Below are 13,273 nucleotides of genomic sequence, written 5' to 3' on the forward strand. Positions count from 1 at the left end.
GCTCTCGACCCTCAGGACGCCGCGCGGCGGGCCAGCCACTCGGCGAGCGCCGGGCGCAGCCCGTCGGGCACGGCGTCGAGGGCGCTGCCGCCGCGCAGCACGGTCTCCTCCAGCGCCGCGAGCGCGTCGACGGCGTCGTCGCCCACGCCCAGGCGCGCCAGCCGGTGGGTGTTGAGGCGGGTGGGGCGCGCCGGGACTCCCAGGCTCACGGCGTACGGCGGGAGGTCGTGCCGCACCGCCGACTGCATGCCGACCATGGCGCCGGCACCGATCCAGGCGCGCTGGTGCACCACCGTGCCCATCCCCAGGTTGGCCCCCTCGCCGACGCTCACGTGGCCGGCCAGCACCACGCCGTGGGCCATGGTGACCCCGTCGGCGACGGTGCAGTCGTGGCTGACGTGGGCCTTGCCCATCAGGAAGCAGTCGTTGCCGAGCCGCGTCTCGTGCGCCCATCCCTGGGTGAGGGAGGTGAACTCCTTGAAGACGTTGCGGGAGCCGATCACCACGCCGCTGTCGCGGCTCGTCTCCTCCCAGCTCGCGTCGAGGTGGTGGCCGCGGACGTCGGCGGCGGCGCCGATCGAGACGTGCGCGGAGACGAAGTTGTCGTCGCCCAGGGTGACCGGGCCCTGGAGCACGGCGTAGGGCCCCACGACGTTGCCCCGGCCCAGCCGCACCTCGGGACCGAGGACGGCGGTGGGGTGGATCCGGTTGTGCTCGTGGGCGGGCGTCGTCATGGGCGCACAGCCTGCCACGCCCCGCCCGTCGGCGTCCCCGGTGGCGAGTGCCGCCCGCGGCCAGCCGGACCCGTTCCCTCGACGCTGAGGTTAATGACCGTTAACCTAGGGGCATGAGCCTGCACGACCTCACCGCCGAGCTGCGCGAGCGCCTCGCCCTGGTCCGACAGGGCGGCGCGGAGAGCGCCCGCCGCAAGCACACCGACCGGGGCAAGCTGCTGGTCCGAGACCGGGTCGACCGGCTGCTCGACCCCGGCAGCCCCTTCCTCGAGCTCGCGCCGCTGGCCGCCTGGGGGATGTACGGCCGTGACGCCGACGACCTCAACGCCGTGCCGTCGGCCAGCCTGGTCGCCGGCATCGGCCGGGTCCACGGCCGCGAGGTGATGGTGGTGGCCAACGACGCGACGGTGAAGGGCGGCACCTACTACCCGATCACGGTGAAGAAGCACCTGCGCGCGCAGACGGTCGCCGCGGAGAACAACCTGCCGTGCGTCTACCTCGTCGACTCCGGCGGCGCCTTCCTGCCGATGCAGGACGAGGTCTTCCCCGACCGGGAGCACTTCGGCCGGATCTTCTTCAACCAGGCCAACCTGTCTGCGCGCGGCATCCCGCAGATCGCCAGCGTGATGGGGTCCTGCACCGCCGGCGGCGCCTACGTGCCGGCGATGAGCGACGAGACGGTGATCGTCCGCGACCAGGGCACGATCTTCCTCGGTGGCCCGCCCCTGGTGAAGGCCGCGACCGGCGAGGTGGTCACCGCCGAGGATCTCGGTGGCGGCGACGTGCACGCCCGCACCTCCGGGGTGGTCGACCACCTCGCCGACGACGACGCGCACGCGCTGGCGATCGTCCGCTCCATCGTCGACACCCTGCCCGCCACCGTCGGGTACGGCGCCGCGGCCGGGGCGCCCGGCCGCCCGGCGTACGACCTGCGGACCCCCGAGGAGCCGGTGGAGGACCCGGCCACCCTGGCCGACGTGGTGCCCGCCGACACCCGCACGCCGTACGACGTCCGCGAGGTGATCCGCCGGATCGTCGACGGCAGCCGCTTCCACGAGTTCAAGCGGCTCTACGGCGAGACGCTGGTGACCGGGTTCGCGCACATCCACGGCCACCCGGTCGGGATCGTGGCCAACAACGGCATCCTGTTCAGCGAGTCGGCGCTCAAGGGCGCCCACTTCATCGAGCTGTGCAACCAGCGCGGCATCCCGCTGGTCTTCCTGCAGAACATCACCGGCTTCATGGTCGGCCGCGAGTACGAGAACCGCGGCATCGCCCGCGACGGCGCCAAGCTGGTCACCGCGGTCGCCACCAGCGTGGTGCCGAAGTTCACCGTGGTGATCGGCGGCTCCTTCGGCGCCGGCAACTACGGCATGTGCGGGCGGGCCTACGACCCGCGCTTCCTGTGGATGTGGCCCAACGCCCGGATCTCGGTGATGGGCGGCGAGCAGGCCGCCTCGGTGCTGGCCACGGTCAAGCGCGACGCCCTCGCGGCAGCGAGGAATGGACAGAGCGAGGCGCGCGGTGGCGAGTGGTCGGCCGAGGACGAGGAGGCCTTCAAGGCGCCCATCCGCGACCAGTACGAGACCCAGGGCTCGCCCTACTACTCCACCGCCCGGCTCTGGGACGACGGGATCATCGACCCCGCCGACACCCGCCGGGTCCTCGGCATGGGCCTCGCGGTCGCCGCGAACGCCCCGACCCCGGCGCCCTCCTACGGCGTCTTCAGGATGTGAGCACGATGACCCAGCCTCCGACGGACCCCCGGCGCCTCAGCGCCGACGGGCCGATCCGCACGTTGCTGGTCGCCAACCGCGGTGAGATCGCGCTCCGGGTGATGCGTACCTGCCGCCGGCTCGGCATCCGTACGGTTGCGGTGCACACCGAGACCGACCGCCACGCCCCGCACGTGCGCGCCGCCGACGACTCGGTCTACGTCGACAGCTACCTCGACATCGACGCGGTGGTCGAGGCCGCCCTGCGGTCGGAGGCCGACGCGGTGCATCCCGGGTACGGCTTCCTCAGCGAGCGCGCCGCCTTCGCCCGCGCGCTCGAGGCCGCCGGCGTCACGCTGGTCGGCCCCACCGCCGAGGTGATGGACCTGATGGGCCGCAAGGACCGGGCCCGCGAGGTCGCGCTCGCCGCCGGCGTCCCGGTGGTGCCCTCCTACGGGATCGACGACGACCCCGACGCCTTCGCCTGGCCGGTGCTGGTCAAGGCGGCCGCCGGCGGCGGCGGCAAGGGGATGCGGGTGGTCCGCGACGAGGCCGACTACGACGCGGGCGTGGCCGCCGCGCGGCGGGAGGCGGGCAGCGCCTTCGGCGACGACACCCTGCTGATCGAGAAGTACGTCGAGTCCGGTCGCCACGTCGAGGTCCAGGTGATGGCCGACGCCCACGGGAACGTCGTCCACCTCTTCGAGCGCGACTGCTCCACCCAGCGCCGCCACCAGAAGGTGCTCGAGGAGGCGCCGGCGCCCACGATCACCCCCGAGCAGCGCGCCGCGATCACCTCCTCCGCGGTGGCCCTGGCCCGGCAGGTCGGCTACCGCGGCGCCGGGACGGTGGAGTTCCTGCTCGACGACGCCACCGGAGAGTTCTACTTCCTGGAGATGAACACCCGCCTCCAGGTCGAGCACCCGGTCACCGAGGCGGTGGTCTCGACCGGCTCGGCTGCAGAGGGACCCCTCGACCTGGTCGAGCACCAGATCCGCGTCGCCGCCGGGGAGCCGCTCGTCCTGCGCCAGGAGGAGCTGCACCTCGCCGGCCACGCCATCGAGGCGCGGGTCTACGCCGAGGACTCCTTCGGCGGCTTCCTGCCGCAGGCCGGCACCGCCTCGCTGGTGCGCTGGCCCGACGGTCCCGGCGTCCGGGTCGACCACGCCCTGGAGAGCGGGCAGGTGGTCAGCACCTCCTACGACCCGATGCTGGGCAAGGTGGTCGTGCACGGGCCGGACCGTGAGTCCGCCCGCCTCGGCCTGGTCGCCGCCCTGGACCGCACCGCGATCCTCGGCCTGACCACCAACACCGGCTTCCTCCGGGCGCTGGTCGCCTCCGAGGAGTTCCGCGACACCGCCATCGACACCGCCTGGCTGGACCGGGTCACCCTCGCCGCGCCCGACGCGGAGGTGCCGCTGGCGATCGCCGCCTGGACCGAGGCCGCGCTGCTCGACGTCCGGGTCACCGGCGGGCCCGCCGGCGACCCCTTCGCCGCCGACGGCTGGCGGCTGGCCGGCGAGGCCGCCCCGGTGCTGGTCGAGCTGGAGCACGACGGCGAGCTCCGGGTGCTCACCGTCGACCGGCGTCGCGGTGAGGTCCACGAGGGCAGTGACGAGGGACGCCCGTACGACGTGGAGGAGCTCGAGGTGGCCGACCACGTGGTCGTGCTGCGGATCGACGGACGGCGGCACCGCGCGGTGGTCGACGTGCAGCCGCACGCGGTCGAGGTGGTCCACCTGGGCCAGCGCCACGTCTTCGCCCGGCCCGACGTCTTCGGCGACCACGCCGCCGTCGTCGGCGACGGCGTCCTCACCGCGCCGATGCCCGGCACGGTGCTGGAGGTGACGGTCGCCGAAGGCGAGAGGGTCGCCGAGGGCCAGGTGCTGGGCATGATGGAGGCCATGAAGATGGAGCTCTCCCTCAAGGCGCCCTTCGCCGGCGTGGTCACCGCGGTCTCCGCCGTCGCCGGCGCCCAGGTGGCGATGGGTGCCCCCCTCTTCGTCGTCGAGGAGGTCGCGCCGTGAGCGACCCCGCCACCCCCGCTGCCGCCACCGCCGCTGCCGCCGCCACCGCCGCCACCGCCGCTGCCGCCGCTGCCGCCGCGGGACGTCATCGCGAGGGGTCGTCGGAGCGACCGCTGCCGATGACGTTCGGCGCCGAGGGGCTGCCGGCGCAGGTGACGGTCTACGAGGTCGGCGCCCGCGACGGCCTGCAGAACGAGCAGACCGTGGTGCCGGTCGAGGTCAAGGCCGAGATGGTCACGCGGCTCCACGAGGCGGGACTGCCGATCATCGAGGCGACCAGCTTCGTCCACCCGAAGTGGGTGCCGCAGCTCGCCGACGCCGCCGAGCTGATGGGCCTGCTGGTCGACCGGCTCGGCGACGCTGCCCGCCGGATGCCGGTCCTGGTGCCCAACGAGCGCGGCCTGGACCGCGCGCTCGAGCTCGGTCTCGAGCACGTCGCCGTCTTCGGCTCGGCGACCGAGACCTTCGCCCGCAAGAACCTCAACCGCAGCTACGACGAGCAGTTCGCGATGTTCGAGCCGACCGTACGGCGTGCCCGGGACGCCGGCCTGGAGGTGCGCGGCTACCTCTCGATGTGCTTCGGCGACCCGTGGGAGGGGGCGGTGCCGCCGGCGCAGGTCGTGCGCGCCGGCGTCCGCCTGCTGGAGCTGGGTGCCGGCCAGCTGAGCCTGGGCGACACCATCGGGGTCGCCACCGCGGGCCACGTCAAGGCCCTGGTCGCCGCCTTCGCCGAGGCCGGGGTCGGCGTCGACCGGCTGGCGATGCACTTCCACGACACCTACGGCCAGGCGCTGGCCAACACCCACGCCGCCCTGCAGGCCGGGATCACCACGTTCGACGCCAGTGCCGGCGGCCTCGGCGGCTGCCCCTACGCCAAGTCCGCGACCGGCAACCTCGCCACCGAGGACCTGCTCTGGATGCTGCGGGGCCTGGGCATCGAGACCGGGGTCGACCTCGACGCGGTGGTGGCGACCAGCGCGTGGATGGCCGACCGGCTCGGCCGGCCCAGCCCCTCGGCGGTGGTGCGCGCACTCGCCGGAACCGGTGGGCTGGCAGAATCCGAGGCATGAGCAACCCGGTCGTCTACCTGCACATCGGTGCCCCGAAGACCGGGACCACCTACCTGCAGGACCGGCTGACCCGCAACGCCGCCGAGCTGGCGCGTCACGGGGTCACCATCCCCACCAAGAACCGCTTCATCCCCGCCGACCTGTTCCAGTTCCGGGCGGCGCTGGACCTGCTCGACCAGGACTGGGGTGGCCGCCCCGGCCACATGGACGGCCACTGGGACGCCCTGGTCGCCAAGACGCGCCGGGCCAGCGGGACGGTGATCGTCAGCCACGAGATCCTGGCGGCGGCCAAGCCCGACAAGATCGCCAAGGCGATGAACGACCTCGCCGGCCTCGAGGTGCACGTGGTCTACTCCGCCCGCGACCTCGGCCGCCAGCTGCCGGCCGCCTGGCAGGAGACCATCAAGCAGGGCCGCCGGTGGACCTACCGCAGGTTCCTGGCCAAGATGGAGCGCGGCGAGACCTGGTTCGGCAAGGCCTTCGACCTGCCCACCGTGCTCTCGCGGTGGGGCGCCAAGCTACCCCCCGAGCGGGTCCACCTGGTCACCGTCCCGCACGGGCGCGCCGGCGACGTGCTCTGGGAGCGGTTCTCCGCCGCCTTCGGCATCGACCCCGCCTGGGCGCCCCTGGACAGCGAGCGCTCCAACCGGTCGCTGGGGATCGCCGAGGTGCAGCTGCTGCGCAAGCTCAACCGGCGCCTCGGCCTCGACCTGCGCACCGAGCCGACGTACGACGTGCTGGTGCGGCAGATGCTCGCCCAGGGCGAGCTGGCCAACCGCGAGTCCCAGCCGGTGACCCTGCCGCCGGACCGCTATGACTGGGCCGACCAGCAGGCCACCGCCTGGATCGACTGGATCGCCTCCTCGGGCATCGACGTGGTCGGCGACGTGGAGGACCTGCGGCCCCGCCGACCCGACCCCGAGACCCGGTGGGTCAACCCCGACAAGGTCCGGGCCCGGCCCCAGCTGGCCGCTGCCATGGACGCGCTGACCGCCATGACCCACGAGGCGGCGGCCCGCGCCGACGGCCAGGGCGTCACGGGCCTGATCCGCACCCGGACCCAGCAGCTCCTCGGCAAGTGACGCCGCCCGTGTCTGGCGACAGCGGCCGGGACCGCGCCTGGGGATGGGTGCGGCACCTGCTCGACGGCGGTACCACCGAGTGGTCCCAGTGGCACACCGCGGCCGAGCCCGCCGGCCGGGTGGTGCCGGGGGCCCAGCAGCTGGAGCTGCTGCGCCGGCTCAACGCGACCGGCCGCGAGGTGCCGCCCGAGCTGGCCCGCCGGGTGCTGGAGGCCAGCGCCCCCGGCCGGGGGCGGCCCGACCTGGAGCTGGAGGGCGCGGGGCAGGACTCCCGCTTCGGTGCCCGCCCGGTGGACCCCAGCCGGCTGCCGGAGGAGGAGCTGCTCCGGGTCGCCACCTACCTGCTCACCCAGGACCTCGTCGACCTCGGCCCGGTGGCGCGGCGCGCCGACGCGCTGCCCCGCCCGTGGCGCCGCCGCTACCGCCTGGTCGGCGACCCGCTGCTGGCCGACCCGGTCCGGCGTGACCTGGTGGCCCGCGGCCGCCCCCCGCGCCCGGGCGGCGAGATCGTGGTGCTCGGCGCCGACCTGGACCGGATGCTGGCCGACGCCTGGACCGCCAACTGCTTCGACCACGGCGTCGGCAGCTGGCCCTCCTGGCTGGAGACCTGGCACCAGCGCAACGAGGTGCCGCCGCGGGTCGACCTGCCCAGGGTGGTGCGCACCTGGGAGCAGCGCCGCGGCCGCGAGCACGTGCACGTGCTGCTCGAGGGCACCCCGCAGTGGGCCGGGCTGCCCCGCCTGGTCGGTGTACGCCGTCTGCCCGTGCCGCCGCGGCCGGGCGAGGAGGCCGCCGAGCTGGCCCGGCGGGTGGCCGCGGTGCTGGGGCTGATGGTCACCGGCCCGCGCCGGACCCTGCTGCTGCGCGAGGGGCTGCTGCCCCGGCTGCCGGCCGACGTCTTCGTGCCCCTGGGTGCGCTGGGTGCGCGGGGTGACGGGCGAGGCGCAGGCGGGGCCACCGCCGGGCAGGGCGGCGCCGCGCTGCCCGAGGTGACCGACGAGCACCGCGAGTGGGTGGAGCGGCGGGCCCGGCGGATGAGCCGCCGGCTCGGCCGCGCTGGCTACCCTGTCGACCTGGTGCCCGCCCCCGCGGTCGACGCGCCGCGGCGGGACTCCTCGCCGGGCGGCGGACCCGACGGCGTACTCTCCCTGGCGGTGCGGATGCTCCTGGGTGGCTGGAAGGAAGCGGTGTGACAGGCGTGGCGGGAGCCGAGACGGGCGCGGGCGCACCGGCGCGCCGGCGGGTGCTGGTCCACGTCGGCACGCCCAAGACGGGCACCTCGCACCTCCAGGACGTGCTGTTCCGCAACGCCGAGGTGCTGCGCGAGCACGGCATCTCCTACCCCGCCGAGCGGTTCGACGCCCACTTCCTCGCCGCCCTCGACCTGATGAAGCTCACCTGGGGTGGGCTGGAGCTCGAGGCCGTCGGTGCCTGGGACCGGCTCGCCGAGCAGGTGCGAGCGTGGCCCGGCACCTCGATCGTCAGCCACGAGATCCTGGCCACCGCCTCCCGGATGCAGGTCGACCGGGCGCTCACCTCACTGGCCGGCGAGGACGGCGCCGACGCCGAGGTCCACCTGATCCTCTCGGTGCGCGACCTGGTGCGGCAGATCCCGGCGGAGTGGCAGGAGAACGTCAAGCACCGCAGCACGATCAGCTATGCGAAGTTCCTCCAGCAGATCGCCGACCCCGACCGCGACAGCCGGATCGGCTCCTGGTTCTGGGGCGTGCAGGAGCTGCCCGACATCATCAACCGGTGGGGATCGACCATCCCGCCGGAGCGCATCCACCTGGTCACCGTCCCGGCGCCGGGTGCCCCGCGCGACGAGCTGTGGCAGCGGTTCAGCACCGCCTTCGGCCTCGACGGGATCGACCTCGACCTGACTCCCCAGCGGGCCAACCCGTCGCTGGGGGTCGCCGAGACGGCCCTGCTGCGGCGGATCAACCGGCAGGTGGTCAAGACCGTCGACCCGGCCGACTACCGCCCGCTGGTCCGCGAGCTCCTCGCCCACCAGACGCTCTCGCGCCGCGAGGGGTCGCCCCGGCTGGCGCTCCCGCCCGACCTGCACGCCTGGGCGCGCGGGCTCTCGACCACCTGGGTGGAGGAGATCGAACGGCGCGGCTACGACGTGGTGGGGGACCTCAAGGACCTGCTGGGCGCCGCGGAGCCGGGCCCGTGGGCCGACCCCGACGAGCCCGAGGAGGCGGCCGTCTCACGGGCCGCGGTCGACGCGATCTCGGCCCTGCTGGTCGAGGGCGCCCGGCTCCGGCACGTGGAGGCCGACCTGGCCCACCAGCTCCACGAGACCCGGGCCGCGCTGGAGCGCTCCTACCTGCGGCCCACCTACCGGCTGCGCGAGCGACTGGTCCGGCTGATGGAGGAGAGCCGGCTGGGGCGCGGGGCGCTGATGGTCTACCGACGGGCCCGGGGCAGGAGCTCCCTGCCGGCGTAGCGGCCGGCCTGCCAGGTGGAGTAGCCGTCGGCGCCGGCCCCGACCACGCCGCCGAGCACCGGGATCCGCCGGCCGGCCACGGTCGCGAGCCGCTTGCCCGCGACCTTGGCGATCAGCACGTTGGCCACCTCGGCGGCGATGAGGCCGGCCAGCGCCGCCTCCACGGCCGGCGCCGTGGCCAGCGCCATCGGGGTGCCGGGGATCTTCTTCCGCTTGACCAGGTCGTCGACGACTTCCTCGGTGAGCAGGATGGCGAGCACCGCGTTGCGGACCCGGGGGTCGTCGAGGTCGTGGCCGCGCAGGTGGGCGATGCCCGCGATCATCCGGCACTGGATCAGCGCCAGGCCGGCGATGTTGGCCGGCAGGGCGACCGCGAGGGTGACCAGGCCGCCGAGGTTGGTGCCGAAGCCCTGGGCGCCGGCCAGTCGGACGTGGTTCTCGATCACCTCGTGGATCGCGCGGTCGACGTCGCCGCGCTGCTCGGCCAGCTGCTTGTCGGCCGCCTTGGCCGCCGGCGGGAGGGGCCCGACGCCGTCCACCGCCCGCCGGAACGCCTCCAGCACTGCCCGGCTGGTGTAGCCGGGTGCGAGGTTGCCCACCTTGGGGGCGAGCCGTTTGCCGATCGAGCCTGGGATCCCCATGGCGCCCAGCCTAGGCCGGGGCGCGCAACCACGGGCGAAAGGTTAGGTTGTCAGGGTGCCTGTGGAGCCGCCGCCCTCACCCTGGGCCTTCGAGATGCTGGGTGCGCCGGGCCGGATGGATCCCGAGGAGGATCTGGTCGCGATCGGCGCCGACCTGGCTCCCGGCACGCTGCTGGCCGCCTACCGGCACGGGCTCTTCCCGATGCCGTCGGGCAGCCCGGGCGACCCGCCGTACTGGTTCTGCCCGGTGCGCCGCGGCGTGCTGCCGCTGGACGGCCTGCGGGTCTCCCGGTCGATGCGCCGCTCCGCACGCGAGTTCGAGATCCGGGTCGACTCCGCCTTCGACGACGTGGTGGCGGCGTGCGGCGACCCCGCCCGCCGTGACGGCTGGATCGACGTCGACATCCGCCGTGCCTACGGCGACCTGCACCGCCTCGGCTGGGCGCACTCGGTGGAGGCCTGGCGGGACGGCCGCCTGGTGGGAGGGTTGTACGGCGTGGCGATCGGCGGGCTCTTCGCCGGCGAGTCGATGTTCCACCGGGCCACCGACGCCTCCAAGGTCGCGCTCATGGCCCTGGTCGACATGCTGCGCGACGAGCACGCCGACCGGCGCCTGCTCGACGTGCAGTGGAGCACCGACCACCTGGCCTCGTTGGGAGTGGTCGAGCTCGATCGGCGCGCCTACGCCACCCGGCTCCGGGTCGCGCTGGAGGCGCCCCTGCCCGCGCCGTTCACCCGCTGAGGCGGCGGACGGCCGGAGTGAGGCGCATCTCACATGAGACCCAACGGTGCGCTCGTTGGTGTCCATGCGGCACTCTGTGCTCATGAAGTCCGCTCGCCTGGCCTGGGTCCTGCTCCTGGTCGGGCTCGCGGCGCTCGGGTGCGGGGGCGAGGAGCCGGAGCCGGAGGCCAGCACCGAGCAGCGCTACTGCAGCGCCTACCGGGACTTCTTCAACGAGCGCGCCGAGCAGGACCTCGGGACCTCCGACTCCGAGGTGGTGGCCACCTTGAAGAAGTGGGGCCGCCAGATGGCCGAGATCGGGCCCCCGGAGGGCATGTCGGAGGAGGGCCGCGCCGGCCACCGGACCTGGAGCGAGCTGATCGCCCAGGTCGACGACGACGCCGACCAGGAGGACGTGGTCGCGCTGGAGTCGGAGCTGACCGAGAAGCAGCTGGGGGAGGTCGAGGAGTTCTTCGCCTACAACGACTCGACCTGTCTGGGCAGCCGCCGTACGGGAGTGCCGCAGGAGTCGCCGACCGACTGACCCCGGCGTCGCGTCACTTCAGCAGCCGGCTCATCCGCCGGTCGGCCAGCGGCTTGCCCCCGGTCTGGCAGGTGGGGCAGTACTGGAGGCTGGAGTCGGCGAAGCTGACCTCGCGGACCGTGTCGCCGCAGACCGGGCAGGTCTGGCCGGTGCGGCCGTGCACCGCCAGGTGCGACTTCTTCTCACCCTTCAGCTCGCTGGCCGCCAGCCCGCTGCTGCGCTCGACGGCGTCGCCGAGGGTGACCTTGATGGCGTCGTGGAGCACCGCCAGCTCGTCGTCGTCGAGACTGTTGGCCGGCTTGAAGGGCGACATCCGCGCGGCGTGCAGGATCTCGTCGGAGTAGGCGTTGCCGATGCCGGCGATGGTGCCCTGGTGGCGCAAGACCCCCTTGAGCTGGGACCGTCCCGCGGCCTGGAGGATCTCGTGGAGCGCCTGCGGGGTGAACTCCTCGACGAGGGGGTCCGGGCCCAGCCTGGCGATGCCCTCGACCTCGGCGGGGTCGCGCACGACGTAGGCGGCGAGGCTCTTCTTGGTGCCGGCCTCGGTCACGTCGAGCCCGTTGGTGTGGCCGGCGTCGTCCTCGTCGAGCACGATCCGCATGGCCAGGGGGTTCTTGGAGCTGGGCTTGGCGGGCAGCGCCGGCACCTGCTCGCGCCAGCGGATCCACCCGGCCCGGGCCAGGTGGATGATCAGGTGGATCCCGCCGGCCTCGATGTCGAGGAACTTGCCGTGCCGGCCCACCCGGTCGACCAGCGTGCCGTGCAGCGCGGTCAGGGGCGGGTCGAAGGTCTTGAGCGCGTTGAACGCCGCCAGGTCGATCCGGGTGATCGGCCGGTCGCGGAGTCTCCGGTCGAGGTCGTGGGCGAGGGCCTCGACCTCGGGCAGCTCGGGCATGCCCCGAGCCTAGACCCCGGGCGCCCCCGCGGCACCGGCCCGACGTCTCCTCCCACCCCGGGCTCCGCGACCCGTCTGCCGCTCGCTTGCCCAATCTAGGCGTCCGGCTAGAGAGCCGGATACCGTGCCATCGTGGACCCCATCAGGAACCCGTACGCCCCCGGCGCGGGACAGCGCCCGCCCGAGCTCGCCGGTCGCGACGAGCAGCTCCGCGCCTTCGACGTGGTCCTGGAGCGGATCGCGGCCGGGCGGCCCGAGCGCTCCCTGGTGCTCACCGGCCTGCGCGGGGTCGGCAAGACCGTCCTGCTCAACGCGCTGCGCTCGGCGGCGGTCCGCAAGCGGTGGGGGACCGGGAAGCTCGAGGCCAGGCCCGACCAGGGGCTGCGGCGCCCCCTGTCCAGCGCGCTGCACCAGGCGGTCCGCGAGCTGGGCCACCCGCGGGCCGAGGACGCCGACCACGTGCTCGGGGTGATCCGCGCCTTCGCCCAGCGCGACGCCGGGGTCGGCGCCAAGCTGAAGGACCAGTGGAACCCCGGCATCGACGCCCCCGTGGTGCGCGGCCGCGCCGACTCCGGTGACATCGAGATCGACCTGGTCGAGCTCTTCACCGACGTCGGGGGGCTGGCCGCCGACGTCGGCAAGGGCGTGGCGGTCTTCATCGACGAGATGCAGGACCTCGGCCCCGACGACGTCTCGGCCCTCTGCGCCGCCTGCCACGAGATGAGCCAGAGCGGGCTCCCGATGATCGTGGTCGGCGCCGGGCTGCCGCACCTGCCGGCGGTGCTCTCGGCGAGCAAGTCCTACTCCGAGCGCCTCTTCCGCTACCAGCGCATCGACCGCCTCTCCCGGGAGGCCGCCGACCGGGCGCTGGCCACCCCGGCCGAGGAGGAGGACGCCTGCTTCACCGAGGACGCGCTGGCCTCCATGTATGCCGCCACCGGCGGCTACCCCTACTTCATCCAGGCCTACGGCAAGGCGGTCTGGGACCTCGCCCCGCGCTCGCCGATCACCGTCGACGACGTGGCGGTGGCCTCGCCGGAGGCGGAGGCGGAGCTCGCGGTCGGCTTCTTCGGCTCCCGCTACGAGCGGGCGACCCCGGGCGAGCGGGAGTACCTGCGGGCCATGGCGGACGCCGCCGTGGCCATCGCGGAGGCGGGCGAGGAGGAGCTCGACGACATCGCCTCGGTGCCCACCGCCGAGGTCGCGGCCATGCTGGACAAGAAGCCGCAGTCGCTCTCCCCGGCGCGTGACGCGCTGCTGAAGAAGGGGCTGATCTACTCCGGCGAGCGGGGCCGGATCGCCTTCACCGTCCCGCACTTCGGCAGGTACCTGCGCGAGCGCGGCTGAGTCGCCGGGGCGCTGGGAGGCGGAGGTGACCTGGCTCATGCGGTA

Annotated in this window: 12 protein-coding genes; 9 read left to right on the top strand and 3 right to left on the bottom strand. The window is 74.1% G+C overall.

Annotated features, from left to right (window positions below; translation table 11 throughout):
• Positions 1-11 precede the first annotated feature (11 nt).
• A complete protein-coding gene (locus AC4BGE_RS07705) occupies positions 12-734 on the bottom strand; it encodes an LbetaH domain-containing protein (protein WP_490574879.1) in 723 nt (240 codons plus the stop codon).
• 113 nt (positions 735-847) lie between these two features.
• Here AC4BGE_RS07705 and AC4BGE_RS07710 point away from each other — a divergent pair, with 113 nt between their 5' ends.
• The 6 genes from AC4BGE_RS07710 to AC4BGE_RS07735 are packed head-to-tail and all read left to right on the top strand — an operon-like array spanning position 848 to position 9,080.
• Positions 848-2,470: a carboxyl transferase domain-containing protein gene (locus AC4BGE_RS07710; protein ID WP_490574880.1), complete on the top strand. Its 1,623-nt coding sequence runs from the start codon at positions 848-850 to the stop codon at positions 2,468-2,470.
• Positions 2,471-2,475: 5 nt separating this feature from the next.
• On the top strand, positions 2,476-4,476 hold the full coding sequence (locus AC4BGE_RS07715; RefSeq protein ID WP_490574881.1) for an acetyl/propionyl/methylcrotonyl-CoA carboxylase subunit alpha: 2,001 nt from the start codon (positions 2,476-2,478) through the stop codon (positions 4,474-4,476).
• Positions 4,473-5,546: a hydroxymethylglutaryl-CoA lyase gene (locus tag AC4BGE_RS07720; protein ID WP_490574882.1), complete on the top strand. Its 1,074-nt coding sequence runs from the start codon at positions 4,473-4,475 to the stop codon at positions 5,544-5,546. The genes AC4BGE_RS07715 and AC4BGE_RS07720 overlap by 4 nt, the downstream gene beginning before the upstream one ends.
• Positions 5,543-6,628, top strand: a complete 1,086-nt coding sequence (locus AC4BGE_RS07725; RefSeq protein WP_490572078.1) for a hypothetical protein — start codon at positions 5,543-5,545, stop codon at positions 6,626-6,628. The genes AC4BGE_RS07720 and AC4BGE_RS07725 overlap by 4 nt, the downstream gene beginning before the upstream one ends.
• Before the next feature lie 8 nt (positions 6,629-6,636).
• On the top strand, positions 6,637-7,821 hold the full coding sequence (locus tag AC4BGE_RS07730) for a hypothetical protein (protein WP_490574883.1): 1,185 nt from the start codon (positions 6,637-6,639) through the stop codon (positions 7,819-7,821).
• Positions 7,818-9,080, top strand: coding sequence for a hypothetical protein (locus AC4BGE_RS07735; protein ID WP_490572080.1), 1,263 nt, complete (start codon positions 7,818-7,820; stop codon positions 9,078-9,080). The genes AC4BGE_RS07730 and AC4BGE_RS07735 overlap by 4 nt, the downstream gene beginning before the upstream one ends.
• Here the strand turns inward: AC4BGE_RS07735 and AC4BGE_RS07740 are convergent.
• Entirely contained in the window at positions 9,041-9,721 is a 681-nt protein-coding gene (locus tag AC4BGE_RS07740; RefSeq protein ID WP_490572081.1) for an EcsC family protein, read from the bottom strand. The two genes, AC4BGE_RS07735 and AC4BGE_RS07740, sit on opposite strands and share 40 nt — an antisense overlap.
• Positions 9,722-9,776: 55 nt before the next feature.
• Between AC4BGE_RS07740 and aat the strand changes: the two genes are divergently transcribed.
• Positions 9,777-10,463, top strand: a complete 687-nt coding sequence (gene aat, locus AC4BGE_RS07745; RefSeq protein ID WP_490572082.1) for a leucyl/phenylalanyl-tRNA--protein transferase — start codon at positions 9,777-9,779, stop codon at positions 10,461-10,463.
• Positions 10,464-10,545: 82 nt separating this feature from the next.
• The gene (locus tag AC4BGE_RS07750) at positions 10,546-10,986 is read left to right on the top strand and encodes a hypothetical protein (RefSeq protein ID WP_490572083.1); all 441 of its coding nucleotides are present in this window, start codon (positions 10,546-10,548) and stop codon (positions 10,984-10,986) included.
• Positions 10,987-10,999: 13 nt separating this feature from the next.
• Here AC4BGE_RS07750 and AC4BGE_RS07755 read toward each other — a convergent pair whose 3' ends face one another.
• Complete coding sequence (locus AC4BGE_RS07755; RefSeq protein ID WP_490572084.1) at positions 11,000-11,881, bottom strand: Fpg/Nei family DNA glycosylase; 882 nt, start codon at positions 11,879-11,881, stop codon at positions 11,000-11,002.
• 132 nt (positions 11,882-12,013) lie between these two features.
• Between AC4BGE_RS07755 and AC4BGE_RS07760 the strand changes: the two genes are divergently transcribed.
• Positions 12,014-13,228 carry an ATP-binding protein gene (locus tag AC4BGE_RS07760; protein WP_490574884.1) on the top strand — a complete coding sequence of 405 codons (1,215 nt, stop codon included), beginning with the start codon at positions 12,014-12,016 and terminating at the stop codon, positions 13,226-13,228.
• Positions 13,229-13,273: the final 45 nt, after the last annotated feature.

It is taken from the genome of Nocardioides sp. Z50_6, from assembly GCF_058215755.1.